General features: G+C 58.6%; 24 protein-coding genes. 9 read left to right on the forward strand and 15 right to left on the reverse strand.

Translation table 11 applies throughout. The annotated features are described in order from the left end of the window. Positions 1 to 38: 38 nt before the first annotated feature. Entirely contained in the window at positions 39 to 941 is a 903-nt protein-coding gene (locus tag IEW66_RS06315) for a dihydrodipicolinate synthase family protein (protein ID WP_188681385.1), read from the reverse strand. A 152-nt stretch (positions 942 to 1,093) separates the two neighbouring features. Between IEW66_RS06315 and radB the strand changes: the two genes are divergently transcribed. The 3 genes from radB to IEW66_RS06330 all read left to right on the forward strand — a co-directional run bounded on the left by radB (position 1,094) and on the right by IEW66_RS06330 (position 3,244). Beyond that, positions 1,094 to 1,789, forward strand: coding sequence for a DNA repair and recombination protein RadB (gene radB / locus IEW66_RS06320; RefSeq protein ID WP_188681589.1), 696 nt, complete (start codon positions 1,094 to 1,096; stop codon positions 1,787 to 1,789). 3 nt (positions 1,790 to 1,792) lie between these two features. After that, positions 1,793 to 2,809: a flap endonuclease-1 gene (fen, locus tag IEW66_RS06325; RefSeq protein WP_188681387.1), complete on the forward strand. Its 1,017-nt coding sequence runs from the start codon at positions 1,793 to 1,795 to the stop codon at positions 2,807 to 2,809. Between the two features lie 267 nt (positions 2,810 to 3,076). Then, positions 3,077 to 3,244, forward strand: coding sequence for an AbrB/MazE/SpoVT family DNA-binding domain-containing protein (locus IEW66_RS06330; protein WP_188681389.1), 168 nt, complete (start codon positions 3,077 to 3,079; stop codon positions 3,242 to 3,244). Positions 3,245 to 3,246: 2 nt separating this feature from the next. Here IEW66_RS06330 and IEW66_RS06335 read toward each other — a convergent pair whose 3' ends face one another. The 6 genes from IEW66_RS06335 to IEW66_RS06360 form a co-directional block, all read right to left on the reverse strand. Next, positions 3,247 to 4,233, reverse strand: coding sequence for a tyrosine--tRNA ligase (locus tag IEW66_RS06335; RefSeq protein ID WP_229657532.1), 987 nt, complete (start codon positions 4,231 to 4,233; stop codon positions 3,247 to 3,249). 14 nt (positions 4,234 to 4,247) lie between these two features. Continuing rightward, positions 4,248 to 4,991: a hypothetical protein gene (locus IEW66_RS06340; RefSeq protein ID WP_188681392.1), complete on the reverse strand. Its 744-nt coding sequence runs from the start codon at positions 4,989 to 4,991 to the stop codon at positions 4,248 to 4,250. Then, the gene (smc, locus tag IEW66_RS06345) at positions 4,988 to 8,494 is read right to left on the reverse strand and encodes a chromosome segregation protein SMC (RefSeq protein WP_188681393.1); all 3,507 of its coding nucleotides are present in this window, start codon (positions 8,492 to 8,494) and stop codon (positions 4,988 to 4,990) included. Before smc ends, IEW66_RS06340 begins: the two co-directional genes overlap by 4 nt. Positions 8,495 to 8,574: 80 nt before the next feature. Further along, entirely contained in the window at positions 8,575 to 9,300 is a 726-nt protein-coding gene (locus IEW66_RS06350) for an enoyl-CoA hydratase/isomerase family protein (RefSeq protein ID WP_188681395.1), read from the reverse strand. A 9-nt stretch (positions 9,301 to 9,309) separates the two neighbouring features. After that, a complete protein-coding gene (locus IEW66_RS06355; RefSeq protein WP_188681397.1) occupies positions 9,310 to 10,146 on the reverse strand; it encodes a 3-hydroxyacyl-CoA dehydrogenase family protein in 837 nt (278 codons plus the stop codon). Continuing rightward, positions 10,146 to 11,309, reverse strand: coding sequence for an acetyl-CoA C-acetyltransferase (locus tag IEW66_RS06360; protein WP_188681591.1), 1,164 nt, complete (start codon positions 11,307 to 11,309; stop codon positions 10,146 to 10,148). Before IEW66_RS06360 ends, IEW66_RS06355 begins: the two co-directional genes overlap by 1 nt. 222 nt (positions 11,310 to 11,531) lie before the next feature. Here IEW66_RS06360 and IEW66_RS06365 point away from each other — a divergent pair, with 222 nt between their 5' ends. The 3 genes from IEW66_RS06365 to IEW66_RS06375 all read left to right on the forward strand — a co-directional run bounded on the left by IEW66_RS06365 (position 11,532) and on the right by IEW66_RS06375 (position 14,712). After that, positions 11,532 to 11,972 carry a hypothetical protein gene (locus tag IEW66_RS06365; RefSeq protein WP_229657533.1) on the forward strand — a complete coding sequence of 147 codons (441 nt, stop codon included), beginning with the start codon at positions 11,532 to 11,534 and terminating at the stop codon, positions 11,970 to 11,972. Between the two features lie 75 nt (positions 11,973 to 12,047). Next, positions 12,048 to 13,727, forward strand: a complete 1,680-nt coding sequence (locus IEW66_RS06370) for an SLC13 family permease (RefSeq protein WP_188681401.1) — start codon at positions 12,048 to 12,050, stop codon at positions 13,725 to 13,727. 151 nt (positions 13,728 to 13,878) lie between these two features. Next, positions 13,879 to 14,712 (forward strand): NYN domain-containing protein, encoded by an 834-nt coding sequence (locus tag IEW66_RS06375; protein ID WP_188681403.1) that lies wholly within the window; start codon positions 13,879 to 13,881, stop codon positions 14,710 to 14,712. Positions 14,713 to 14,714: 2 nt separating this feature from the next. Here the strand turns inward: IEW66_RS06375 and IEW66_RS06380 are convergent, their stop codons facing one another. Continuing rightward, positions 14,715 to 15,944, reverse strand: a complete 1,230-nt coding sequence (locus tag IEW66_RS06380) for an MFS transporter (RefSeq protein ID WP_188681405.1) — start codon at positions 15,942 to 15,944, stop codon at positions 14,715 to 14,717. Positions 15,945 to 16,139: 195 nt separating this feature from the next. On the opposite strand from IEW66_RS06380, the gene IEW66_RS06385 reads away from it, so the two are divergent. Next, positions 16,140 to 16,412 (forward strand): hypothetical protein, encoded by a 273-nt coding sequence (locus IEW66_RS06385; RefSeq protein WP_188681406.1) that lies wholly within the window; start codon positions 16,140 to 16,142, stop codon positions 16,410 to 16,412. On the opposite strand, the gene pdxA is transcribed toward IEW66_RS06385, so the two are convergent. From pdxA to IEW66_RS06405, 4 genes are all read right to left on the reverse strand, one after another. Next, a complete protein-coding gene (pdxA, locus tag IEW66_RS06390; RefSeq protein ID WP_188681408.1) occupies positions 16,396 to 17,385 on the reverse strand; it encodes a 4-hydroxythreonine-4-phosphate dehydrogenase PdxA in 990 nt (329 codons plus the stop codon). The two genes, IEW66_RS06385 and pdxA, sit on opposite strands and share 17 nt — an antisense overlap. Positions 17,386 to 17,710: 325 nt before the next feature. Then, a complete protein-coding gene (locus IEW66_RS06395) occupies positions 17,711 to 18,574 on the reverse strand; it encodes a diacylglycerol/lipid kinase family protein (protein WP_188681410.1) in 864 nt (287 codons plus the stop codon). Next, positions 18,549 to 19,898 (reverse strand): FAD-dependent oxidoreductase, encoded by a 1,350-nt coding sequence (locus IEW66_RS06400; RefSeq protein WP_188681412.1) that lies wholly within the window; start codon positions 19,896 to 19,898, stop codon positions 18,549 to 18,551. The genes IEW66_RS06395 and IEW66_RS06400 overlap by 26 nt, the downstream gene beginning before the upstream one ends. Further along, positions 19,892 to 21,346: an FAD-binding oxidoreductase gene (locus IEW66_RS06405; protein WP_229657534.1), complete on the reverse strand. Its 1,455-nt coding sequence runs from the start codon at positions 21,344 to 21,346 to the stop codon at positions 19,892 to 19,894. The genes IEW66_RS06400 and IEW66_RS06405 overlap by 7 nt, the downstream gene beginning before the upstream one ends. A 197-nt stretch (positions 21,347 to 21,543) precedes the next feature. Between IEW66_RS06405 and IEW66_RS06410 the strand changes: the two genes are divergently transcribed. After that, positions 21,544 to 22,926, forward strand: a complete 1,383-nt coding sequence (locus tag IEW66_RS06410; RefSeq protein ID WP_188681416.1) for an MFS transporter — start codon at positions 21,544 to 21,546, stop codon at positions 22,924 to 22,926. 9 nt (positions 22,927 to 22,935) lie between these two features. On the opposite strand, the gene IEW66_RS06415 is transcribed toward IEW66_RS06410, so the two are convergent. After that, the gene (locus tag IEW66_RS06415; RefSeq protein WP_188681418.1) at positions 22,936 to 23,778 is read right to left on the reverse strand and encodes an NAD(P)-dependent oxidoreductase; all 843 of its coding nucleotides are present in this window, start codon (positions 23,776 to 23,778) and stop codon (positions 22,936 to 22,938) included. Positions 23,779 to 23,861: 83 nt separating this feature from the next. Here IEW66_RS06415 and IEW66_RS06420 point away from each other — a divergent pair, with 83 nt between their 5' ends. After that, positions 23,862 to 24,566 carry an SDR family oxidoreductase gene (locus tag IEW66_RS06420; protein ID WP_188681420.1) on the forward strand — a complete coding sequence of 235 codons (705 nt, stop codon included), beginning with the start codon at positions 23,862 to 23,864 and terminating at the stop codon, positions 24,564 to 24,566. Here IEW66_RS06420 and IEW66_RS06425 read toward each other — a convergent pair. Both IEW66_RS06425 and IEW66_RS06430 read right to left on the reverse strand, forming a co-directional pair. Continuing rightward, positions 24,563 to 24,838 (reverse strand): hypothetical protein, encoded by a 276-nt coding sequence (locus IEW66_RS06425; protein WP_188681422.1) that lies wholly within the window; start codon positions 24,836 to 24,838, stop codon positions 24,563 to 24,565. The two genes, IEW66_RS06420 and IEW66_RS06425, sit on opposite strands and share 4 nt — an antisense overlap. A 52-nt stretch (positions 24,839 to 24,890) precedes the next feature. Beyond that, a complete protein-coding gene (locus IEW66_RS06430) occupies positions 24,891 to 25,052 on the reverse strand; it encodes a hypothetical protein (protein WP_188681607.1) in 162 nt (53 codons plus the stop codon). Positions 25,053 to 25,064: the final 12 nt, after the last annotated feature.

The raw sequence follows: 25,064 nt of genomic DNA on the forward strand, positions 1-25,064 counted from the left end.
ACTTTTATCGCTCCTTTTTCCTGGAAAAACATTGGTTTTCAACGCAACAGCATGCCGGCCTTTGTGTTTTCCAGAGTCCATTGCAACAGTCTCCTCAGGTGCACCATGGAACCCTCATCCAGTGGCGGGAAAGGGTCCCTTGTCAGAGGTTCAGATATGACGCCCAGCTCCTTCAGTATGGCCTTCTTCACAGCCACAGTCCTCTCAGGGTAGAAGTTGGCCAGGGGAAGCGTTTTGGCGAAGAGATCGGTCGCCTCCTCCACCTTCCCCTCCCTGAAGAGCCTGTATATGGACACAAGGTGCTCCGGGATAGGTGCAGATGTCATCACCCCGTCCGCACCCTCAGCCAGCTCCCAGAGCAGGTTCCTGCCGTGGAGTGCCCCCAGTATGGAAATCGATGTGCCCAGCGCTGCCCTGATTGCCCTGACCTTGGGCGGCGAGGGCTGCTCCTCCACCTTCACGCAGACCACGTTCTCTGCCTCTGAGACTATGGCCCTCAGGGTGTCCACACCGATCCTGGCGAAGCCAAGGGCCGGGTTGTCCAGGACAACTGTGGGCAGTGCATATTTTTTGGAGACGGAGCGGTAGCGCCCCAGGATGGTGCTCATGGGTACCTGGCCCCTGTGCGGGCCCAGCAGGAACGCGTCAACCCCGAGCCTGGCCGCCCTCTCGGCCTCCATGAGGACCTGCCTGTCCGAAGGCATGGTAATGCCACACACCACGGGTACACTGCCGGACGTTTCCTCCATCACTGTCCTGATTATGCTCTCCCTCTCCTCCTGGGTGAGCGCTTCGCTCTCCGACACCTCCCCGAGGATCGTGAGGCCGTCCACGGACGCCCGCATGTAATAGCGAACCATGCGCCTTAGGCTTTCCAGGTCCAGAGAACCGTCGCGGCTGAAGGGTGTGAGCAGGATGGGGAATACGCCCCTGAACTCCATGGAATGGCATCACGGTCCCGGATAATTTGGTTTCCATTTGTGCGATCACCCGGGGCATCCATTTTTAAATCCAATAGCCATGTGGACGATCGGGAAGAGGGGAACGCAACACGATCGGGCAACATGGTGGTGCCCCTGCAGGGATGATATGGATGGAGAAGGTGGACCCCACAGTGAAGGAGGAGAAGCTGCCATCGGGGGTGGCATGCATAGACTACGTGATGTCAGGTGGCCTGGAACCGGGAGTCATGACAGAGCTCTACGGTGAGGGTGGTACGGGGAAGAGCAACATGTGCATGGTCTTCGCTGTCTCGGCCCTCTCCCTGGGCAGGTCCGTCATATTCCTGGACACGGAGGGCCTCTCCACAGAGAGGCTCCTTCAGGTCTCGGGGGGTGACACTGGCCTCCTGCGTCACCTGATGCTCTACAGGATCACCTCCCTGGACGACCAGGAGGTGGCCATCATGCGCTCCTCCAAGATGATGGAGAGGGAGAGGAAGGTCGGGCTCCTCATCATAGACTCGTTCACTGAGTACTTCAGGCTCGAGAAGAGTTCGGACACGAGGGAGAGGGTCGCGGCCATGCAGAGGCACATATCGCTCCTCAACTCCATCGCGGTCAGGTTCAGGGTGCCTGTTCTCCTGACAAACCAGATATACCTTGACCCTGAGGAGCAGAGGCTGGAGCCGTTCGGCGGCTATGTCATAGACCACTCCATGAAGGCCATATTCATGCTCGAGAAGTCTGACGGCGTGAGGAGGATCGTCACGGTGAAACACAGGTCCGTGGAGGAGGGCAGGTCGGCACAGTTCAGGATAACCGAATCTGGCATTTCATGCGAGGTGTGATGCATGGGCGTAGACCTGGGTGAGATCGTTGTCAGGTCCCCCACAACTCTGAAGGAGCACTCGGGGCAGACGGTCAGCGTGGATGCCTACAACATAATCTACCAGTTCCTGAGCAGCATAAGGGGCCCGAACGGAGAGCCCCTCAGGGATTCGCAGGGCAGGGTGACCTCACACCTGTCCGGGCTCTTCTACAGGACAGTGAACCTTCTGGAAAGCGGCATAAGGCCCGTCTTTGTCTTCGACGGAAGGCCTTTCGAGCTGAAGGCAAGGACTCTCGAGGAGCGGGCCATGGTCAAGGCCAGGGACCTTGAGGCGTACCAGGAAGCTGTGGAGGCAGGCGATGCTGAGAGGGCCAGGTCGCTGGCGTCCAGGATAAACTACATAACGGATGAGATTGTCCAGGAATCCAAGGCACTCCTGGGCCTCATGGGCCTCCCGGTGGTGCAGGCCCCTTCGGAGGGGGAGGCCCAGGCCTCGTACATGTCCAGGGCTGGCCTGGTCTACGGTGTCATAAGCCAGGACTATGACTGCCTCCTCTTTGGTGCCAGGAGGGTGCTGAGGAACTTCACGGTATCGGGCAGGCGAAGGGTGCCTGGAAAGAACGTCTACCAGAACGTATCGCCAGAGGTGGCCAGCCTGGAGGAGACGCTGAGGCAGAACGGCATAACGTACGAGCAGCTGGTTGACATAGGCATAATGGTCGGCACCGATTTCAACAGCGGACTCAGTAGGGTGGGCGCGAAGACTGCGCTGAAGCTGGTCAAGAAGTATGGCGATATCACCAGGGTGCTCGAGGCCAGGGGCGAGGTGATAGAGAACCTGGACAGGATCAGGTCGTTCTTCCTCGACCCGCCGCACGTGGACACGGAGATAAGGTTCGGCAGACCGGACAGGGAGGGCATATTGCGGTTCCTGTGCGGTGAGCACGACTTCTCCAGGGAGAGGGTTGAACCCTATCTTGACACAATAGAGGCAGGGCTGTCAAGGGGCTCACAGTCCAGCCTGGACACATTCTTCTGATGGCCAGCGGGCCTGTGAATCCTTATCGGTGCAGCAGGCCCCCTGATACATAAATGTCCGGATGCGGTCTCGATTCACGCCACTGAAGCCCACGGTGGGTCCAGTCCCTGCCTGTGCCGGCGTCAGACAGGGGATGAGGGGGTTCCGGCAAGGATTCGGGCAGTTTATAGTTTAAACAGATTTTAGAACTGGAAAATTGTTTTTATGGATTTTTAATCCAAGATTTAAAACAGATGCAATTAAATACCAGATTTACCATGTAGAATCATGCCTCAGCAGAAATCATTGGTAGATGTGGCGCATGTATCAAAAAGGGGAAGCTCTCTAAGGATAACCCTGCCGAGAAAGGTGGCGGAGAGGTTGAAGATCGAGCCAGGTGACATATTGGGCTTCTACACGGACGGCGAAGTGATCTTCCTGGAAAGGATGCAGTGAGCTCAGAGGCTCTCAGGCACCAGGTCCCGGTACCTGGACACCTGGCCTTCGAGCGCCTCTGCCACGGCCTCCTTCAGTGAACGCGGGTCTATCTGGCCCTGCACGTAGCTCCTCTCGAGGTCCTCGAACCTCTTAAACTCAACCTCGCCGTTCCCAGTCTTGACCCTGAGGGGGGCCTGTGGCAGGATTATGTACCTGGCTATGTCCGTCACAGGGTTCCCCTGCACGGTTCCCTGCGGGCAGTATGCCCTGGAGATCTTTCTCCTTATGGCCTCCTCGCTGTCAGAGAGGAATATGGCGGACTCCGGGTCGCTCTTTGACATCTTCTTGAACTGATCCATCCTGCCGGAGCCGGTCAGTGATGATAGAAGTGGCCCATGGAGCGATATGGGCTTCTTCCTCCCCATTTTCTCCGCGATGTCCCTGGCGAGCATGTGGGCATGCCTCTGGTCCATGCCGCCCATGGCTATATCCAGGTCCATGTAGAATATGTCCGTGACCTGCATCAGGGGATATATGTATTTGCTGAAGTCCCTGTCAGCCTCCTCCTCGCTCCTCCCCATGATGGGCAGGGCCCTCCTTATCCTGCTGAGTGACGACCGCTTTGCCACAGAGAGGAGGAGCGACCAGTAGTTATCGTCCCGGGCCAGATCGCTCGCCCACACGAAGTGCACCCTGCCCTCTCCTGCCCTCCTCTCTATGACTCTTTTGAGTACGTCCCCGCTCCTGTGTATCCTCTCCATGTCGCCCCCGAGCTTGTCGTTGACCATGGCATGCCAGTCCGCGAGGAGTACAGTCGTGTTTATTCCGGCGTCCACGAGATCCCTGATCTTGCCGGGCCACAGCAGTCCGGTGCCCAGGTGCGGTATCCCGGACGGCTCGAAGCCTATGTAGGCCCTGGCCTTTCCTGCTTCAATGGAATCGAGTTCCTCCCTCCTTATTACCTCCACCAGTCCCCTGGTGACCAGGTCCACTGTCTGTCTGTCCACGGCAGGTTATGCTTTCACACTTTAATGTTTTCCGCCTGTTCCTGCCAGGGCCCCCTGGAAACGAGTATCCTCCCGTAAGGTTCCTCCTGCTCCATGCGTATCCTGCCCTGCTTTGCCAGGAACATGCAGTAGATGAAGAAGGGCACCTTGCCGTACCTGAACCTCTCCCACACGTCCTCGAGGTAGAACTGATCCGCCCTTATCCTCTCGACGAACCTGGCGGCCTCCTCTATCTCCCTCTCAGGCTCCTCTGTGTGGAGCTTGCTGAATATCTCATCGTTCACGTGGATGATCTCCTGCCGCCTCTCCCTCCTCTCCCTGAACTTCTTCCTGAGCGCTTCTATTATCTCCACCACCATCACGGGCCTCCTCTCCGTGTGGGCTATGGAGGGCACGACCTGGATGGCCCCCTCCTCGGGCTCCTCCACTTCCCGCGCCGGTTCCTCCTCGGGCACCGGGTCCTCATCACTGAACGAGCTCTTGATGGAGAGGAGGTGCCATGATTCGACAAGGAGCTCGCCGGCCTCGAAGTACCTGTCGAAGTTCTCGTCAAGGAGCGTGGAATACACGAAGAGCATGTCCCGGAGGTCCACCTTCCACGGGTCTATGGCCCCCTCCTCGCACTTCCTCAGTATCTCGAGCACTAGGGACGAGAAGGCGTCCCTGCTCCCGCTCACCCTCTGGAGGAGATCCCTGTAGAAGTCCACGTTGAGGTCGAGCATGGTGGCCTGCACCAGGACCTCGTCGACTATGCTCAACTCCCCACGACCTCCCCTATGTACTTCTGGAAGAAGTGTGTCCTCTCATCAGGGCCCACCGTAACGCCTATGACAGAGTTCGCGTACTTCAGCATTGCCTTCCTCAGTGAGATCACTATTATCTGCGCGTTCTTTGAGGCATCCCTGAGCAGCTTCCCGATCCTGTCGACGTTGGCCCCGTCAAGGAACATGTCGACCTCGTCAAGGAAATAGAAGGGCGACGGGAAGGTCCTCTGGACAGCGATTATGAATGACAGCGCGGTCAGGCTCTTCTCCCCTCCGCTGAGCGCCTCGAGCCTTGTGTACCTTGTCCCCTTCGGCCTAGCCTTTATGTGCACCTCGCTCCCCATGGGGTCGTTCTCATTGGAGAAGTAGAGGATGGCATCGCCGCCGCCGGACAGTTCCTGGTACACCTTTCTCATCTCCTCCCTTATCGAATCGAAAACTCTCAGGAACGTCACCTTCCTCTGCTCGAGGAGCCTCTCCGTGAATTCCTCTATTGCCTTCTTCTCCTCCAGCAGCGCAGACATCTTGCCCTTCATCTCGCTGAGCCTTGAGTTCTCGGCTTCGTATTCCTCCAGGGCCCTCATGTTGACCTGGCCGAGGCTGTCCAGATGCCTCTGCGTCTCGGCCATGAGCCTCGATACCTCGTTCCTGTCGGTGAGAGACACGTCAGGCTCGCCCCCCGACGCCTCCAGCTCCCCTTCCTTCGAGGAGAGCTGTGCCCTGAGGTCTGAGATGCGGCCCCTGAGGGACGACTGGACGTCCCTCTTGCTGGACACCTCCGCCCTGGCCCTGTCGTACTCCCTGGCCAGGGATTCCAGGGCCCTCACCTCTGCCTCCCTCTTTGCCTCGAGGTCCTTGAGGCCCTCACCGTAGGTGGCTATGCTCGCACGTATGGAAGCGATCTCTTCCTCAATGGAAGAGACCCTGTTCCTTGCCTCGGTGTTGGCCCTCTCAATGTCCCTGAGGCGTATTGCTGTGTCTTCCAGGTTTTCCCTCTCCCTCTCAACCTCCTCCCTGGTGTGCTCCACATCCCTCTTCACTCCGCTCAGTTCAGTGAGCACCTCCCTGATCCTTTCTCCCAGCGACCTGAGTGCCTCTTCCCTGGCCTCCATTTCCCTGAACTTCTCCGGCGATGTCTCCCTCAGGGCGGCGGTGAGTTCGGCGATCCTGGACGATACCTCGGACACCCTCGTCCTCACCGAATCCATTTCCTCGCGGGTCGTCCCGATCCTCCTTTCCACCGCTGCCCTCTCCTCCTCCAGTTCCCTTATCCTTTGCCTGGCCTCCTCTATTTTCGACGATACAGACGCCATCCTTGACTCCAGTTCCCTCTTCAATCCCTGGGACGACGCCACATCTCCGGTGGCCTTCCTGAGTTCCTCGGACACATCCTCGAGCATGGCAGACTTCGACGACAGGTCTGCTGTGAGGGCCTCCATCTCTTCGCTCTTCTCCCTTATGGCCTGTGACACCTGCTGCAGCCTTGCATCCACGTCCAGCCTGGCCGCCGCCTTCTCCTGTGAACCGCCGGTGATGGCTCCACTGGCCTCGAAGATGTCGCCGTCCAGGGTCACGAGCCTCACTCCACCCATGTACTTCCTCGCCTCTTTCACGCCCGGCACGAGGACTGTGTCCTGGAAGGCGTACCATACAGCACTCTCGAACTGCCTCTCATACCTCACTATCTCGAATATGTAGCCCAGCGATTCGGGCTGGTTCCTCACTATTATGGCCTTGCCCCTGGGCCTGCCGGTGGACATCTTGTTAAGCGGCAGGAACGTGAGCCTCCCAGCCCCGCTCTGCTTCAGGAGGCCCAGGCACTCCTCCGCAACGCCATCGTCCCTGACAACGACAGCGTTGAGCCTCCCTCCCGCAGCGCTCTCCACTGCGGCCCTGTACCTTTCCTCGAAGCTTATGAGCTCCCTGAGTGTCCCGAATATGCCATCGATCTTCCCTTTCCTCCTCGCCTCCATGACCTCCTGCAGGGCCCTGGATGACTGGCCCCTCTGTGACTGTGCAACAAGCCTCTCGTACTCCCTCCCAAGGTCAGAGAGCTCCCTGGCGAGCCTGTCCTTCCTCTGCCTCATCTCCTCGACCTCTGCCCTGAGCCGGTAGTATTTGGCCGAGAGATCCCTGAGGGCCTCCTCGCTCCTGGGCACCATCTTCTTGAGCCTCCAGTCGGTGTCCCTGAGCTCTGCCTCCAGATCCGCAAGGTCCTCCTGCCTCGCCGCTATTGCGCTCTCAGTCTGCGATTTCCTGGCGCTGTCCGCCATGAGCCTCTTCTGCATCTCCTCCATCTCTGCCTGGAGCCTCTCCCTCTCCGCGTTGAGGCCCTCCAGCTCCCTGTTCATCCTCTGGAACTCCTCCAGCTCCCCGGACCTCAGTGCCCGGAGCCTCTCCAGCTCTTCCCTGGCCCTTTTTTCCTTCTCACGCAGATCCACGAGCGCCTTCTCCATCTCGCCTTCCCTGCGTAGCAGTTCGGAGAGCCTGCCCTCCAGGGCCGCTAGCCTCTGATCCCCGCGCTTCCTCTCTTCCTCGAGTTCCCTGTACTGGCCCTCCCGGTCCTCTATCCTCATCCTGATCTCCGCTGCCTGTATGCGCTTCCTGTCAAGCTCCTCCTGCAGCCTCCTTATCTCCGCAGAGTACCTCTCCTCGATCTCGCTGGACAGTTCAGCGACCCTCTTCCGCCTCTCATCCTGCTCCTGCTGGATCTCCTCCAGCCTGTTCTCCAGCCTCGATATCCTCTCCTCATTGTCCCTCAGCGTCCTTTCCAGGGCCTCGATCTCGGCCCTGATGGCCTGCGCCTCAAGGTGTATGTAGGTGGCCCTTAGCTGGCGGAGCCTCCCCTGCATCTCGATGTACCTCTCAGCCAGTTCCTTCTCTGCCCGCAGCACGCTTACCCTGGTCTCTATCTCCTGTGAAACTGCCTGCAGTGTGTTTAAGTTCGATATTACGCTCTCCCTGTCCCTCCTGCTCCTCTCTATGTCCATGTCGATCACGTCTAGGCCGGCAATGCTCTCTATGAGCCTGCGCCTCTCGGTGCCGCTCATCTTTATCAGGTTGTTTATGTCGCCCTGGAGCACGAAGCTGTAAGAGTCCAGTGAGATCTTGTTCCTCAGGAGGAAGGCCTCGATATCCGATAGCCTTGCCTTCTTGCCGTTCATGTAGTAGTTGCCCTTGATCTCCCCGTCCTCCTCCACCAGCTCTCTCTTGATCGATACCGTCTCGCCTGTGCCCTCCTCCCTGAGGTTCAGGGTCACGGAGCAGTGCCTTGGGGCCCTCTCTCCCTCCTTTGGCCTGTAGATCAGGTCCCCCATCTTCTCGGCCCTGACTATCTTCGAGGAGCGTGTGCCGAGGACGAAGACGAGTGCGTCCCCGATGTTGCTCTTTCCTGAACCGTTGGGGCCGCTTATCACCGTCAGTCCAGGCTTAAAGAACACCCTGCTCCTCGAGCCAAACGACTTGAAGTTCTCAAGCTCGACACTTTCTATTATCATTTCACCACTGTCAGACAGGTGTCAAGCTTGTACCGGGGAAAAATATATAATAATTCGTATCCACAGTGAAAGGGAGGCGCTCACCTGAACTTCGGCTTCCTCTTCTCAAGGAACGCGTTCACGCCCTCCCTGGGCTCTGGCCCCTCGAAGCAGGAGGCGAAGAGCTCCATCTCCCTCTCGTACATATCGCTGTTGCGCCACCTGACCAGCTCCTTCGCCCTGCACAGGCTGGACCTGGGGAGCTGGAGGAGCTGCCTTGCAAGTTCCAGAGACCTGGAGAACGGGTCATCCGATAATTCGTTGACCAGGCCCAGCTGCCTTGCCTCCTCTGCGCCAATCCTCTTCCCGAACAGGACCATCTCCAGGGCCCTGGCCTCACCCAGAACCTCCCTGAGCCTCTGGGTGCCGCCGAAGCCAGGTATGATGCCCAGTGTAACCTCTGGGAGGCCCAGCAGGGTGCCCGGGGCGGCTATCCTGAGGTCACACGCCAGTGCCAGTTCCAGGCCCCCGCCCAGGGCATAGCCGTGGATGCTTGCTATTACGGGGTCAGGGTGCTCCATTATCGCCCTCACGGTGTCGTGGCCTGCCTGTGCGAACTCGTACGCCCTCTCAGGGGTCATTTGCAGGAACTGCTTCACATCCGCTCCCGCGCAGAACGCCTTTCCGCTCCCCCTGATAACCACTGGCCCCCCTGAAGATGCCAGGTGGTCCCTTATCTGCTTGAGGTCTTCCACCGTTAGCGGGTTCAGGGGTGGCCTCTCCAGGGTCAGGACACTTATCCCCTCGATCTCCTCCTTCTTCACCATCCCGACACCTCAATACTTGTAGAACCCCTCTCCACTCTTCCTGCCCAGCTTGCCTGCGTTCACCAGGTTGCGCAGTGTTATCGGTGGCTTGAACCTGGGATCACCGAAGTCCCTGTACATGACTTCCATTATATCCAGCAACACATCAAGGCCTATGAAGTCGGCGAGTTCGAGCGGGCCCATGGGGTGGTTGAGTCCGAGTCTCACGGTCTTGTCTATGTCGTTCTTGGTTGCCACGCCCTCCTCCAGGAGCAGTATGGCCTCCCTGATCAGGGGCACTAGCACCCTGTTCGCTATGAAGCCCGGGAAGTCCTGGCTTATCACTGGCTCCTTCCCCAGGGCCTTCACCATCTCGAATACCTTTCTCACAACGCTCTCCTGCGTCCTGTCACCCTTAACGACCTCCACGAGCTTCATCACCGGGACGGGGTTGAAGAAGTGTATACCCAGGAACCTCTCAGGGTTCGAGACGAACTTTGAGAGGTAGGTTATGGATATGGAGGAGGTGTTCGATCCTATTATGGCCTTCTTCGGCGCGACCTCCGAGATCTTCTTCAGTGTCTCCGCCTTCACCTCTGGCTTCTCGAACACAGCCTCGATGTAGACATCAGCACCCTCAAGGTCGGACGGGGACGTGGTGAACCTTATCCTGGAGACGATATCCCTCGGCTCCTCCTTTATCTTCCCGCTGTCCCTGAGCTTGCCCAGCGATTCCTCTATCCTGACCCTCGCGTTCGCTATCTGGTTCTCGTAGATATCGTAGAGGACAACCTCGTTGGAAGATATTGCAAATACCTCGCCGATACCTGAGCCCATTGTGCCGGAACCGATCACACAGACCTTCATCAGAGCACCTCCACGGTCATGGTATGGCCTCCTCCCCCACCGTGGCATATGGTTGCCAGGCCGGTCCGGAGCCTTCTGCGCCTCAGGGCGTGTATGAGCGTGACCAGGATCCTGGAACCGCTGTTGCCGAGCGGGTGTCCCAGGGCAATGGCGCCGCCGTTGACGTTGAACCTCTCCGGATCGATCCCGAGTTCCCTCTGAACCACGATGGATGCCACGGAAAAGGCCTCGTTGTGCTCCACGAGATCGTAGTCGTCTATCTTTTTCTTTTGCCTCTCCAGGAGCTTCCTGGTGGCAGGTATGGGCGCCTCAACGAAGTCCCTGGGGTTGAGTGATGCGGAACTGAACCCTGTTATGCGCGCTATGGGCCTGAGTCCATGCTCGTTCACAGCCTTCTCCGAGCACAGCAGCAGGGCGGATGCCCCGTCGGAGAGCTGGGACGAGTTGCCCGCGGTGAGTATGCCGTTCCTGTCGAATGCTGGCAGTAGTCTCCTCAGGTCCTCCATGGAAGTCTTCCTTATGCCCTCGTCCCTCTGGAGGTTCTCCACCGGCACGACCTCGTCAGAAAAATCTCCCCTCTCTGTTGCCCTGGCGGCCCTCTCCTGGCTTCTCAGCGAGAACTCATCGGCCTGTTCCCGGGTTATGCCGAACTTTCTAGCCGAAGATTCTGCGGAGACGCCCATGTGCTCGAAGTAGAATGCATCTATCAAGCCGTCCCTGAGCATTGCGTCCTCGATCCTGTAGTTCTTGAACAGGAGCTGCTTTGGCCCCCACCTGAGGTCGGGCGGCAGCAGGAACGGCGCGTTGCTCATGCTCTCCATCCCGCCGGCCACAATAATGTCGTGCTCTGACAGCGCGATTTCCCTGTATGCGCTTTCCACGGCGAGCATGCCGGAGGCGCACACCACATTGACAGTGTACTTCAGGGTCTCGTCCCTCAGGCCGGCCAGGGTGGCCACCTGCCCGGCAGGGTTCTGCCCCACGCCTGCCTGGATGACGTTTCCGAATATCACCTCCTCCACCATGTCGGGGTCAACTGAGGATTCCTGTATGACCGCCTTCACGGCGGCTGCCCCCAGCTCCGGGGCCCTGACCTTTGCGAGGGACCTGCCAAACTTTCCTATGGGTGTCCTCTTGGCAGATACAACGTAGACATCAGACATCGGCACCTCACAGGTATCCGGCCAAGGTTTAATACACTTTGTGGGACGCTCCTGTATGCAATTGCGTGGCAGTCTCAAGGGAGACAGCTCTGCGTCGATCTGCTCGCTCCAAACGCCCGTCCGCGGTTGCAGTATTGCGTGCCTGAACCCGGCGCAGGTGCACATGGGCTCCACGGCCCGCCCGTCCTGTGTTAAGGCATTTATCCAGGTCCCAGATCCCCTGTGGTGCGCCTGACCAGCGATGAGAAGAAGTACATCGCATTCATCGTGATCTTCGCCACAATCCTCCTTGTGACCTCCTACCACTCACTCTTCCTCCTCGCCCCTCCGTTCGCGGTTTCCACCTACCTCCTCACCTTCGACCACGGTGGCAGGTTCTCCACGTACTCCTCCATCTCCGCGTCCTACCTCTTCGTGATCCTCACCACAGAGGCCATACATGTGCTCCTCGGCACAGGGACGCTCCAGATGCTGCTGAACGTTGTCCTCGTCTCCCTCTTCATAACCTTCCTCCCGTACAGGCACCCCCCTGCGCTGGCACTCACAATCTTTTCCTATATCACGCACAGCACCTTCGACTTCACGCTGAGCTCCATCACTGTGCTGCTGATCCTCCTCGCCTCACGCTACATACTGGGCCATATTAGATCTTACCCTCGTTAGGCCCTGGATGCGTAGAATAAGTGTTAAATCCAAGAGTAACTGTTATTGTAAGACCCTGGGCTTACGGTGCTCAACATGGACCATGAACAGGTGTATGTCATAGTGATCCTGGTGGCGTCTGTGGCACTGCTGATAACGAACAGGATCCGCTATGACCTGGTGGGCCTCGGCACGGTGCTCGCACTTGTCCTGCTGCACATAGTATCGCCGACTGCGGCCATAGAGAACTTCGGATCGATACCTGTCATCACGCTCGCCCTCGTGATGATAACGAGCAAGACAATTGCCAATTCAGGCATACTGGACAAGGTCGGGGACATACTGATCAGGAGGCTGAAGAACGAGTATGTGATCCTGGCGATAATCTTCCTCCTGGTCGGTGTGCTCTCCGGCTTCATGAGCGACGTCGCCCTCACGGTAATGATGATACCGCTTTTCTTTTACATCGCGGATAAGATGGGCAGGTCCTCCTCTAAGTACCTCATGCCCCTGGCCTTCGTCGCTGTGCTCGGTGGCAGGTACACGGTTCTGAGCACCTCATCCAACATAGTGCTCTATGACCTCTGGTACCAGAAGACCGGCTCTTTTCTGCCATTCTTCCAGTTCTTCATCCCGGGGTTCATTATACTCATAATAGGCATTCCGGTCCTCCTCATCATATCGCGCATCATGCCGAACCGCAAGAACCCGGTGAGCACCATAGAGGGCTTCAAGACCGGCGAATACCTGACAGAGGCGGAGGTGCAGGGTGACAGCCCGCTGGTGGGCAGGACGCTGGGCGAGGTGGAGAAGCAGTTCAGCATCAGGGTGGTGAGCGTCTATCCAGGCCGGCTGAGCAGCCCGGAGAGGGTGCTGGCGGCCGGTGACATACTCGTGATCAGGGTGCGCCCAGAGAACATCCCAGCCCTGTCCGGGATAAGGGGCCTACGCCTGGCACCCTCGGAGAAGATGACCCCCGGCGACAGCGTGGCCGAGGTCTTTGTCATGCCGGACTCGAGGCTTGTGGGGAGCACCATAAGCGAGAGCCAGTACGTTAAGAGGTACAATATCTCCATCATAGGCATATCTGCCTACGGGAAGCGCATAATAGGCAGGCTGAGGACAGTGAAGATATCCGCGGGCGATGTCATCCTCCTCTCGGGTAAGGAGGAGGACATAGCGGAGTTCATATCCCAGATGTCCCTGGCCCCCATGCACAAGAGGGATATCAGGATCCTCAGCTGGAGGGACGGCCTGATCTCGCTGGGTGCCCTTGCCCTGGCTGTGGCCCTGTCCGAACTGGGCCTTGACATCGTGTACGCGTTCCTCATAGCAGTCCTGATACTCGTAGCGACCAGGACGCTGAACTTCAAGAGCATGTATCAGTACGTGGAGTGGCAGATAGTGGTCTTTGTGGGGTGCTTCCTCTCGCTGGGCTCGGCCCTCACCAGTTCCGGTATAATCACCTACCTGGGCCACGTGGTGGCCGGCTCCCCGTTGTTCCTGTTCCTGATGACGGTGCTCCTGGCAAACACCATAGGGAACGTGGGGGCAGCCATCATAATGGGCCCTGTTGCCATAGGCTTTCCCAGCGCGGTGAAGGCACTGACCGTGGTCGCCATGGCGGCCTCCTCCACATTCATGACTCCATTTGGTAACCAGTCTAACCTCGTCGTCCTCTCTCCAGGGGGCTACAGGCCTAGGGACTACCTTGTCTTCGGCTCTATCATAACGGTGGAGGTCATGGCGCTCACGCTGGCCTACACCCTCCTCTGACCCCACTGGCCTGGAGAGCGGAGAGGAAACCCGGAAGGTTCAATTTCCGGTGAAAACCTCGATCCCGTCCATTGTGAATCCATCAGCCCCCTGAAGCCCGTGTTACTGGTGTACCAAAAACTATTAAGGACAGGCTCAGCATTACTAAGGGATGTACAAGAGAGGTAACGTAGCAGTCTTCATAGACTTCGAGAACTTCTATTACAGCCTTAAGAACTTATACAGCCTGTCGTTCGACCAGGCAAATGACCGCTCTGTGAGCATAATATCGGAAGTCACCGAAATGATAGAGAGGGAATTCGGCCCAGTGGTAATAAGGAGGGCTTACGCGGACTGGAGCAACCTCTCCGATGTGAAGAGGGAGCTGGAGAGGATGGGCGTAAGGATAATCGATGTGCTCTCAACTGAACACAAGAACAGCGCTGACATCGAGCTCTCACTATCGGTGTTCGAGATCCTGCTTACCAGGCCAGATGTGGAGACCATGGTCATTTTCGCGGGTGACAGGGACTACATGCCCATCGCCATGAGGGTGAAGGAGAGCGGTAAGAAACTCATGTTCATAGGGTTCCAGCATAGCCTGTCCGGTGACCTGAAGAAGCTCGTTGGTGAGGGCAATTACATGTACGTGGACAGGGAGATACAGGGCATAGGCATCCCTGCAGGTGAGAACCAGGTGACGTCACTGGACGACCTGTCACCAGACGAGCAGCTCGCACTGCAGGCATGCCTGGAGGCTTACGACCAGTACAGGGACAGGTACGGCTCTGTGAAGCTTGGGGGCTTCCTGGTGGACAGGCTCCAGAAGGTGCTCCCGGAGCTCGACCACATGGCCAGGAAGGCCATATTCCAGCGCCTGGTCAGGTACGGTGCTGTCAGGGTGCTGCAGTCCTCCTCCAAGGCCGGCACCGAGACTTTTACGGTCTTCGTTGTTGACGAAGACCACCCGATCGTCCAGGAGGCCAGGAGGAGGATGGTGCAGTAGGCCTACTGCCTGATGCTTGTGTCCTCCAGCAGCTGCTGCCTCACTACCTCCCTGATGTTCTTCGGGTATCTCATGGCAACTGTTATCACAAGGGCGACCAGTGCAGGTATGTCCATGAGGTAGAGCATGCCTGTTTTCAGGGGCACGTTCCTGGCCACCTCGTAAGCGAGGAGGAGGGGGCCTATTATTCCGCCGATGTTGAACGTCATCAGTATGGCCCCGCTCACGCTACCCACAACCTCGTCCCTGACCATGTCTTGTCCGGCTGCGGGGCTGAGTATCGAGAAGATGCTCCAGCCTGTTCCGAAGGCCAGGGTCAGGAAGATGAAGAGGCCCATGTTTCTCGGTGAGTACGTGATGCCCAGGGCTCCCAGGGCGATGAGGGTTATCCCTATGACCAGGACGCCCTTCCTCCCGATCCTGTCACTGAGGTAGCCCGCAGGTATGCCGAAGACCACACCCCCAACACCCAAGAGAGAGATGATGACAGCAGCTTGAGCATCGCTGAACCCTATGACCTTCTCGAGCAGGTCTGAGTAATAGCCGAGGATGTTTAGGAGCGTGAACCCGAAGAAGAACATGGCCAGCATGGGGAAGATGGAATAGCGGTTCACCATGTCCTTCAGAGGGTTCCTTGCCCTGGGCTCGTTCTTGAACACCCTGGGTATGACCGTCTGGAATATGCCCGCAACGACGAACCCCAGGATCCCGGAGATCAGGAATGGTATGCGGTAATCTGGCAGGAACGGAAGGATCACGTAGGGGGCAAGGAAGGTGCCGACTCCGGCCAGGACACCCCACACCATGACACCGGTGCCCCTCGCCTCCGGGTTCGCGTCCCCGAGGAACGATACGGATGCAGACTGGAACATCCCAACGCCGAACCCCACCAGGACCCTTGAGGCCACCAGCTCGGCAGCAGATGTCGAATACCCAGTGAGTATCGTGAATACGCTGAAGAAGAGCACCGAGGCCACAACAACAGTCTTCGGGGAGACCCTGTCAAAGAGGAAGCCGCCAACGAGGCTGAACACCGCTATCCCTGCGGCGTATCCGCTTATCAGGACGCCGTAATAGTATGCCGGCAGGTGGACCGCGCTTATTATGTACGTGGAGGCATAGGTATAGGCCGAGCCGTCAAAGTCGGATACCAGTGCAGGTATGGCGCCCACAATGAATATGGCTATTATCGAGAGCCTGCTGGCCACGGCCATCTTTCTCGTGCTTTCCATGGGTTGTGCAGTTGCATGGTATATATTAACATGCCCCTTGCGGTCGCAAGGCACACACCACCTCTCAGCGAAATCCGCGAAATGCCCCCAGCGCATGCAGGAGCGTCCTGTACGGTTTCCCTGGAAAACAAGACCCCCTGTGACGGACGGGCTGGCGCAGAAACATTTATGTACATTGTGTAGGTGCTATTGAATATGCTCTCCCGTCAGGCCCTCCAGTCAATACAGAAGGGCGCCAGGGTGGTAGTATACCCGTTCAGCGAGAAGTACGGTGATGATTTCACGACCCCGGCCCTGGAGTGCTTCGGGTCGCCACTTTCAGCATCGAGCCTCATCGAACTTGTCCAGGAGCCCACTGAGGCCTACTTCCTCGACTTCGATGGCTATTACATAAGGCTACAGACGGCGGAACACTGGTGCATAAGGGTGCCGGTGGAGGCCATAAGGGATATCAGGCTCGTAGCCTAGGGAACCTCTCCAGCACCTCATCCCTGAACGCCTCGTAGTTTCTCCTGTAAAGGGGTGAGTAGGCGAAGCACCTCTCCACTGCGCTCAGCATGCTCCTGTGGTCCGCCTTCCCCTGCCAGGCTATGTCGAATGCGGTGCCGTGGTCCACGCTGGTCCTCAGGAACGGCATGCCGGTGTTCATGCTCACGGTGCCGTAGAAGTCGTGCATCTTCGACGCTATGTGCCCCTGGTCATGGTAAAGGGAGACAACACAGTCAAACTCACCGCTGGCTGCCCTGTGGTACACCGAATCTGAAGGGAAAGGCCCCCTCACGTCTGCCACCCTTGACGCCTCCTCCACTGCTGGGGCCAGTATATCTATCTCTTCCTTCCCGAGGAGGCCGTTCTCGCCAGCATGGGGGTTCAGAGCAGCCAGGGCGATCCTCCTCCCCAGGCCGAGCAGGCGCAGTGAAGTGTCGGTCTCTAGTATGCACCTCACGACCGAAGCCACATCCAGGGATTCTATGGCCTTCCTCAGTGGCATGTGCTTCGTGACGAATGTTGTGCGCAGGCTGCCAGATTCGAAGAGCGTCAGCAGTCCACGCACCCCAGTGAGGTGTGCCAGCATCTCCGTATGGTCTATGAACCTTGAGCCTGCAATTTTCATGGCCTCTTTGTTTATGGGGGCCGTGCATATGCCCTCAACCTCACCGGACATGGCCAGCCTGACGGCCCTCTCTATTGCCATCACTGCCTGCCTGCCGGCCTCCTCCTGCACCCTGCCGGGCTCCACGGCATCCCCAGGTACCTCCTCAACGTCCACCCTCTCCAGGATGTCTGTGAGGCCCAGCAGCCTGGAGGCCCTCCGCATCACCTCCATGTTCCCGACAACCACAACCGACCGGGACCTCTCACCCAGGGCAGCGAGGCTTCTGAGCACGATCTCAGGCCCGATGCCTGCGGGGTCTCCGAGCGTGATGGCAATTTTGCCCATGGTGGTGCAAGCATAGCCTGCACCATTAACTTTCCCGTGAACGCTTTGCCACCTCCGCAAGCATTCCGGACGCCGCGGCCACATGGCACCTACCCTGCTCATATTACCGGGCCAGATGCGCCTCCTAGGGCACGGCCATGATAAAGGCCACAGGCCTCCAGGACTTTGGCTGCGCAACCGCATTTCACCCGTGTGCCTGTAGAGAACCTGACCCTGCTGGTTCCCGCGCCGTGCATTGCAGTTCACGTTCACCGGGAGTTCAAAGGTACCTCTGCATCACCTCCGCTCGCACACCCTTTACCACAGCTTGGTTGGAGAGGTGTGCTCATATGACCCTAAGAGCCTGCCTCCTGACAGCAACGGTCACAGGCGCCTCAAGGGAGTTCTCACCGTCGACCTCGGTGGGCGCCTTTCCTTTGATTTCGATCCTCTCTGCCCTCATGGATGCGATCCCGGGCATTCTCACGTATGATCCGTCCACCAGGTGCCTGAACCTTGCAAGCAGGGAAATGCGCCCCATTTCCCCTATGACGTGGACATCCACCAGTCCGTCAGTGAGGTCGGCGTAGGGAGCAGAGAGCATGCCTCCCCCAAAGTACCTGCCGTTTGCCAGGATCACCTCAATGGCCCTGTAGTGCGCTACCTGCTCCCCATAGAGCAGGTCAAGTTCGTACGCCCTCAGGCCCGGCAGTTCCCCCAGCACGGCGATCTCGAAGGGGAGGCGACCGTGGCCACCGCCGGAGCGGTTGACCCTGGAGACGACCCTGGCACCGAAGCCAACCTCCATGATGTTCACGAAGAGCCTCGTCCCCTCCAGGTACCTCGCTTCGCACACGTCTATGCGCCTGAACTCTTCATCCCTTATCATTTCGGCCACAGAGCGCCCGGCACGCCAGTGGAATGACCTGACGAGGTCCGAGCCTGTGCCCGCCTGGAAAGGCACAAGGCACACGTCAAACGCGATGGCGCTCTCAAGCAGGCTGTTCACCGTGCCATCGCCTCCCACAACAACCACCGTCTGGTGTCCTTCTCCCGCTATCCTCTCCATCACCTGCGTGGCCTCCCCTGGCGATGATGTTGTGAATATGGAGAGGCTGAAGGGCGAGAGCTCCCTCCTGACAGCTGGCAGCGCCTCCCTGTACCTGCCGTGGCCCGAGGTGACGTTAACTATAACAGGTACCTCCACCACCCGCGGCATCACCTCCGGCCAGTTCCCTGTGCACCGTTGGATCATAGAAGAACCACCCCTCCCGCCTGACATAGATGTCCTCGGGGAAAATGGCGCACTCGTAGCGCCTGTCCCAGTCCACAGGGTCAGCAACGGCGGGCCTCCTGTAGACGATGTCTGGGCCTGAGCCCGATACCCTCTTTCCAGTTATCCCCGACACGGCCCTGGCCGCCCTCCTCGCTGTGACCCTGTGGTCGGTGAGCTTGCCACCCAGCACGTGAACCACGTTCCCGGTGACGACTATCGAGGAATCCCTCGATGCCCTGCCAGGGTCGGAGTGGGAGCCTATGAGGGGCCTGATGCCGGTGTACCTGGCAACGACACCGCACTGCCTTACCCAGGGAAAGACCGCAGATGCGGAATCCATGAGGTACATCTCCTCCTCCCTGGAACACTCCAGGTCGTCCGGCGACTCCACCTTCACCTCGGTGGTACCCAGTATGACCGTGTTCCCCCTGGGCACCATGAAGAGCTGCCTGCCATCTATGGCCGACCTGAAGGCCACCGCATTCCTCAGCGTACCGCCCGGGCAAGTGAGGACCAGGTGCATACCCCTGCTCAGTGTTAGGCTCACGGGCAGCCCAACGCCAGCCATCCTTGCCACGTCCCCGGCCCACGGGCCCGAGGCGTTTACCAGGCATGTGCAGGTGAACTCCGCCACCTGACCGTCCAGGGAGTCACGTATGCGGACTGTGTATGGCCCGCTGCCACTTATGGAGAGGATGTCCACGTAGTTGAGGCATGTTGCGCCCATCTGCCAGGCCGAGCACACGTGTCCGATGACCAGCCTGGCGTCGTGGGTGACAGCATCCCAGTAGGTGAAGTATCCTCTCACTGCCTCCGGGTACTCACCTGTGTTGTCCTTCACCCTGGGCACCTCGAACCTGCCGTCCAGGAGCGAATACAGGAAGAGGCCAAAGGCCAGCATGTGGCGGTTCCAGCCGTGCTCGGTAAGGAGCAGGTCAAACCGCATCCTGACCACGTCACCGGAGGAGCTCAGCCAGTAGTCCCTCTCCCTGAGCAGGCGCCTCACCTCCATCACGCGCCCCTGCTGGAGGTACCTGAGGCCGCCGTGGATCATCTTGGAAGACCTGGAGCTTGTCCCGTAGGCGAAGTCCCTCCTGTCCAGCAGTACTGTCCTGATCCCGGAGGTGGCCAGGAGGTTCGCAGTGGCGGACCCGTTTATGCCCGCACCCACCACCGCGACGTCGAACACCTGGCCGTCAGCGTCACGCAGCGCCTCCTTCCTGGTACTGGAACTGAACTCCCTGGCCCCACTCACCATCCCACCACCCCATCCCTCTCTATGTGGTCGAAGGCGTGCTTGGCGAAGGGAAGGAGGAGCCTACCGATCCCGTGGTGGTGGGTTAGTGAGCCGCCATGTCTGAGGAAGGCCCTGACCACGCTGTTGCGCACCCCCACGAGCTGCCCCACTCCCAGGGGCCCCTGAAGCAGGAAGGTGAAGTACATGCACGCTCCGGAGGTGTAGAGGTGGGACACGTGTGCCATGATTATGCCCCTGATCCCCTCAGCAGAGCAGGCATTCCCGAATGCTTCCCTGACCCCGTGGTAGAGGCCAGGAAGGCGGTCCCAGTCTGCAGAGGTCTCCAGGGTATCCGGCACCACACCGGACATCCAGAGCCTGTTTGCAAGCCCCGGCCTCTGGAACCTCCCCTCCTCCCACTTCCTGGCCGGAAGGGCGCCGAGCGAGACACCACCATCAGGGAGCTTTGCGGGCATTTCGTTGTTCACGACCACCAGCATCGACGGGTCACCGAGGCCCCTGAACCTCAGGTACCTCCTGGCCAGCGATGTGAGGGCACCGTCCCCAGCCACTGCCAGGGAGATGCCTGTCTCCACGGTATCTGAGAGCCTGGCCACAGTCGGAAACCTGTCAAGGGAAGAGAGGAACCCTATGCCCTCCTCGAAGGACCTGAAGAACCTGGAGGCGTAGAACCTGCTCCTTGGCAGCCTGTGCGTCCGCAGTGTCACTGTGGTTATGACTCCAAACCTGCCCTCAGAGCCGATGGCCTGCGCCCAGCGGCCGTTTGGCCCGGATTCCCTCGGAACCTCATGGCCCTCCACAGTGCCGTCGCTCCTGACGCAGGTTGCTGAGATGACCATGTCCTCAATGCCGCCGTACTGGTTCGATTCCTGCCCGGTGGCCTTCGTGGAGACCCAGCCCCCAGCGGTTGAGTGCATGAAAGACTCCGGGAAGTGGCCCAGCGTCCAGTTCTCCCTGTTCAGGGCCCCCTCGATCTCGGGGCCCCTCATGCCTGCGCCCACCGTGCACCTGCCCTTTGACACAGAGATGCCCCTGAGGTTCGATGTGTCTATGACAAAGCGCCTCTGGCCAGGGATGAGGGCACCGGTCACGCTGGTGCCTCCTCCAAACACAGTTGCACGGGAGCCTGAGGCATGGAGCCTTTCCAGGAGGGCCGGGAGGTCCCCGTAGCGTGGTCTGAAGACGGCATCCACTCTCCCGATCCTATGGCCGTTCCTGGCCATCAGTATCTCCACGGATGACTTGCCGATGGAGTGCATGAAGCGGTCAACTGGGTCAGTGGAGACGTCGGAGGGCCAGGTTTCTTCGGGGGCGGCTGGCCTGAAGTGCTCCGGTACCCTCACGGTACCGTCCCACGGTTGCCCGGAGAGGCCGAACGCGCTCATTATGTAATCGGCCTCTGCAGCGAAGTTCTCCCCTGAAGAACCGTACAGTATGAACGGCAACATGTGTAAATGCACTGTATACTTAAAAGAGATCCCGCAGGCACATGGAACATGGACACTTCCGAATGTAACATGCAGGCTGCATGAATATATACGATTTGATATACTTTTATATTATCCTTAAAAGACTTTACCATTCCATAGCATTATTTCTGCGGATCAACAGAATTATTTAAATAGCGTGTACTTGATACTTACCCATGTCGTATTTCCACGAGATAGACAGTGCAAGAGTCGGGTCATTCCACAGGAGGCTTGCGGTCACTGCGGCGCTGGGCCCGTTCACAGATGCCTTCAACGAGTTCGGAGCATCGATATCCCTCATAGCAGTCGGCATACTCTTCCACCTGCCGAAGGTGCTGGTAGCTGTTGCTACCGCGGCTTACTGGGTCGGGGTTGCAGGCGGTGCCATCGGTGGTGGCATACTCTCCGACGCCATAGGCAGGCGCCGCCTATTCCTCTATGATACCATAGGCATGGCTGTGTTCGCCATCCTCAGTGCGGCCTCCACAGACTACACCTTTTACTTCCTGACCAGGCTGGCACTGGGGATATTCATAGGCATAGACTACGCTGCTGCAGTTCCGCTCCTCGCCGAATACTCCCCAGTGCGGAGGCGCGGGAGCCTACTGTCGTTCGAGAAGGTGTTCTTCATGCTCGGCACCATAGCCACTGTGGCCATAGGCCTCGGCCTCACGCTCTATGTGGGTGTGCTCCTGGCCTGGAGGTACGATTTCCTCATAGCTGCCGTGCCAGCAATCATACTCTTCGTACTGAGGTTTGAGATGCCTGCGAGCCTGAGGTGGGCCCAGTCGGCGGGCAGGAAGGACCTCATACCTGAGATCGTGGAGAAGCTGCGGAAGAACGGCATTCTGGTGGACCCCTCCAAGATACAGGTGGAGGAGAAAAAGAGCGTGCGGGACAATATAAGGGCCTTCTTCAACAGGAGGAATGCGAGGGCCATTGCCTACATATTCTGGATAGGGGCCGCCTACGCGCTCACGGTCAACCTCGTGTCGGTGTACTCCTCCACTGTCCTCGAGGACCTTGGCGCCAGTTCAGTCCTGGCTGAGATAGGTACCCTCATTATCGATGTGGTGGGCACCCTGGGAGTGGTCATAACGCTCTTCACAGTGGACAGGCTCGGGAGGAGGCTCATCGGCCTCCTTGGGTTCGAACTGAGCGCGGTCCCTGTGGCAGTGCTTATCCTCGCTTACATACTGCACTTCCTCTCGATCCCCCTTGTCATAGGCATGTTCTCTCTCTTCTTCCTGATAAACGTGGGCTTCGTTGGCACACTGCAGTACGTGCCGGCCGCTGAGGTGAGCGCAACCAACGCCAGGGGCCTCTCCGTTGGATGGGAAAAACTGTTCGAGTTCGGCCTGGCGCTCCCGGCACTGACCCTCTACGCTGCCATAGGCCTGTACCATTCCCTCATCTATGACTTCGTCATGGTGATCGTTGCCGGCATAGTCCTCTACCTCCTGTCCTATGAAACTGCTGGGAGGAGCCTTGAGGAGAATGCGGAGATGGTCTCATCTGGAAGGAAGGACATGGGCGAGAAGGAGACGGCCGATACATGAGGCCGTTTCCTACTGGTTCACAGACTGGTAGAACTCAGCAATTTCTGACACGTCTTTCTTCCCCACCCCTGAAAGGATGGCTGACTTCATCATCAGGTTGTTCATCTCCACAATCGGGAGCTTGTCCACGCCCAGCGACCTGGAGGATTCAAGGGCCATCTGTATGACGTGCTGTGCGAGGCTGAGTGAGAAGGATTCTTCGTACTCACCGCTCACCTGCCACCTGAGCCTGAACAGCTGCACGGTGTCCGCACCGCCCATGGACAGTGCCCTTATGGCAGTTTCCCTATCTATCGAGACACGCCTGAGTACCACCGAGACCTGTGCCAGCAGGTCAACAATCGCAGTGCCGACCATGTTGCTGACCAGCTTCATGACTGTTGCCTGCTGGTGGCTCCCTATGTAAACATGCTCGCCGAGGGCATCGAGGAGTGGCCTGCACCTCTCGTACGTGCTCATTGGCCCGCCTATGAACATTGCGAGCCTGCCCTCACTGGCCTCCTTCGGCCCGCGCTCGAGCCTGCAGGTGAGGTAGTTCTCCGGGTTCCGTAGCGATGATGTGATCCGGCTCACCTCGTCAACGCCAAGTGTGGTGGTGTCCACCAGCACCGACCCTCCGCCCCACAGGGAGACCATTTCCCTTACCTCCTTTCCTGTGGGCAGGGAGAGGATGACGAAGTCCGCATCCAGTGCGTCTGCCAGCCCACTGGCCGCAGTGAAATTGCCGCTCCCGCTGAGCCGCTCCATGGCCTGCCTGCTCACGTCGTACCCCTTCACCCTGTGCCCTGCCCTCAGGAGGGTCGAGGCCATGCCGCTGCCCATCCTGCCCAGGCCTATCACAGACACTTCCATGGTTTGTGTCAGTGGAACATGGGGCATAAACCATTGGGTCTGTGCCCCGGTAACGTATATAGGCCGCCACGGATTCGCATGGTATGATAGGGGACAAGCACATAGTGATAATAGGCACAGGCGAGCACATGGGCAGGGCCACAGCTGCACTCCTGCTCAGGGAGGGGGCAAGGGTGACGCTCAACTCCAGGAACAGGGCCAGGCTGGACCGGCTCGCCTCATCCCTGGGAGGGGGAGACAGGGTGAAGGTTGTGGACGGCGATGTCCTTGACAGGGACATGCTGCGCTCTGTCCTTGACAAGGCGGTTGAGAAGAACGGATCCATAGACGGCATATCGGTCCAGGTCGGCGGCTATTACGATGAGACGCCTGAGAGCATGGAGCACCTCGATGAGATGCTCGATGTCAATGTGAGGCTTCCGCTCAACGTCATATCCCTTGCCAGGGATTATCTATCCAGGGGTTCCTCCATCGTTTTCACGTCTAACGCGAACACGCTCTTCAGGCCCAGGGCCTCGAACACACCGTACTCCGTGACGAAGTTCACCATGAACGGCATAGTGCACCTGGGTGCAGAACACCTGAAGAAGCATGGCATAAGGGTCAACGCTGTGGCCCCCGGTATAATCGGTGAGTACAGGGGCCTGGACATTGACTACGCATCGGTCATAGGAAACAGCACGACAGACCCGGTTGCCATAGCATCGGTCGTGGCCTTCCTCCTCTCAGGCGAGTCCTCCGCTATCACCGGCGCAGTCATACCTGTGGACGGTGGGGCCAGGCTCTAGGCGGCCACGTGCTCTGCCTGCTCACCGTGGCCGTGCGGCTGTGCCGGCCCCTTGGGCAGCGAGACGTCCCTGTTGATGACAACCGCCTCTACCTTTTCCCTCCTCTTCAGCAGCTGCTCTATGGAGATGCCTAGCTGGTTGGCCACCTCACATATGCCCTGGGCGTCCCTGCCCTCTATTACCTTGTACTTTTCGCCCGCGAAAGAACCGGGGCCACTGCCTGCGTAAATCACTGTAATTTTCCTGATCTTGCTGCAGTCGTAGGCGACCATGGTGGGAAATTACATAATTGTATAATATATTTATGCACTTCACTAAATGAACTTAATCTTCGACCTTCTCCAGCCTCCTCCTGGCCTCCTCAAGCTCCTCCCTGAGCTGCTTGTTCAGCGGGTTCTTCTTCACCTTCTCCTCCAGCTCATGCACCTTCTGCTCAAGGCTCTTCCTCTTCCTTGAGAGGTCCCTCTTGCTTAGCCCCACGACCAAACATCGCTCCTG

Source organism: Thermogymnomonas acidicola, from assembly GCF_014646795.1.
GTDB lineage: Archaea > Thermoplasmatota > Thermoplasmata > Thermoplasmatales > Thermoplasmataceae > Thermogymnomonas > Thermogymnomonas acidicola.

Bases quoted from the DNA above. Each gene is read 5' to 3' on its own strand.
- IEW66_RS06315 (WP_188681385.1), bottom strand. From the start codon at position 941: ATGGAGTTCAGGGGCGTATTCCCCATCCTGCTCACACCCTTCAGCCGC.
- radB (WP_188681589.1), top strand. From the start codon at position 1,094: ATGGAGAAGGTGGACCCCACAGTGAAGGAGGAGAAGCTGCCATCGGGG.
- fen (WP_188681387.1), top strand. From the start codon at position 1,793: ATGGGCGTAGACCTGGGTGAGATCGTTGTCAGGTCCCCCACAACTCTG.
- IEW66_RS06330 (WP_188681389.1), top strand. From the start codon at position 3,077: ATGCCTCAGCAGAAATCATTGGTAGATGTGGCGCATGTATCAAAAAGG.
- smc (WP_188681393.1), bottom strand. From the start codon at position 8,494: ATGATAATAGAAAGTGTCGAGCTTGAGAACTTCAAGTCGTTTGGCTCG.
- IEW66_RS06350 (WP_188681395.1), bottom strand. From the start codon at position 9,300: ATGGTGAAGAAGGAGGAGATCGAGGGGATAAGTGTCCTGACCCTGGAG.
- IEW66_RS06355 (WP_188681397.1), bottom strand. From the start codon at position 10,146: ATGAAGGTCTGTGTGATCGGTTCCGGCACAATGGGCTCAGGTATCGGC.
- IEW66_RS06360 (WP_188681591.1), bottom strand. From the start codon at position 11,309: ATGTCTGATGTCTACGTTGTATCTGCCAAGAGGACACCCATAGGAAAG.
- IEW66_RS06370 (WP_188681401.1), top strand. From the start codon at position 12,048: ATGGACCATGAACAGGTGTATGTCATAGTGATCCTGGTGGCGTCTGTG.
- IEW66_RS06375 (WP_188681403.1), top strand. From the start codon at position 13,879: ATGTACAAGAGAGGTAACGTAGCAGTCTTCATAGACTTCGAGAACTTC.
- IEW66_RS06380 (WP_188681405.1), bottom strand. From the start codon at position 15,944: ATGGAAAGCACGAGAAAGATGGCCGTGGCCAGCAGGCTCTCGATAATA.
- IEW66_RS06385 (WP_188681406.1), top strand. From the start codon at position 16,140: ATGCTCTCCCGTCAGGCCCTCCAGTCAATACAGAAGGGCGCCAGGGTG.
- pdxA (WP_188681408.1), bottom strand. From the start codon at position 17,385: ATGGGCAAAATTGCCATCACGCTCGGAGACCCCGCAGGCATCGGGCCT.
- IEW66_RS06400 (WP_188681412.1), bottom strand. From the start codon at position 19,898: ATGGTGAGTGGGGCCAGGGAGTTCAGTTCCAGTACCAGGAAGGAGGCG.
- IEW66_RS06405 (WP_229657534.1), bottom strand. From the start codon at position 21,346: ATGTTGCCGTTCATACTGTACGGTTCTTCAGGGGAGAACTTCGCTGCA.
- IEW66_RS06410 (WP_188681416.1), top strand. From the start codon at position 21,544: ATGTCGTATTTCCACGAGATAGACAGTGCAAGAGTCGGGTCATTCCAC.
- IEW66_RS06415 (WP_188681418.1), bottom strand. From the start codon at position 23,778: ATGGAAGTGTCTGTGATAGGCCTGGGCAGGATGGGCAGCGGCATGGCC.
- IEW66_RS06420 (WP_188681420.1), top strand. From the start codon at position 23,862: ATGATAGGGGACAAGCACATAGTGATAATAGGCACAGGCGAGCACATG.
- IEW66_RS06425 (WP_188681422.1), bottom strand. From the start codon at position 24,838: ATGGTCGCCTACGACTGCAGCAAGATCAGGAAAATTACAGTGATTTAC.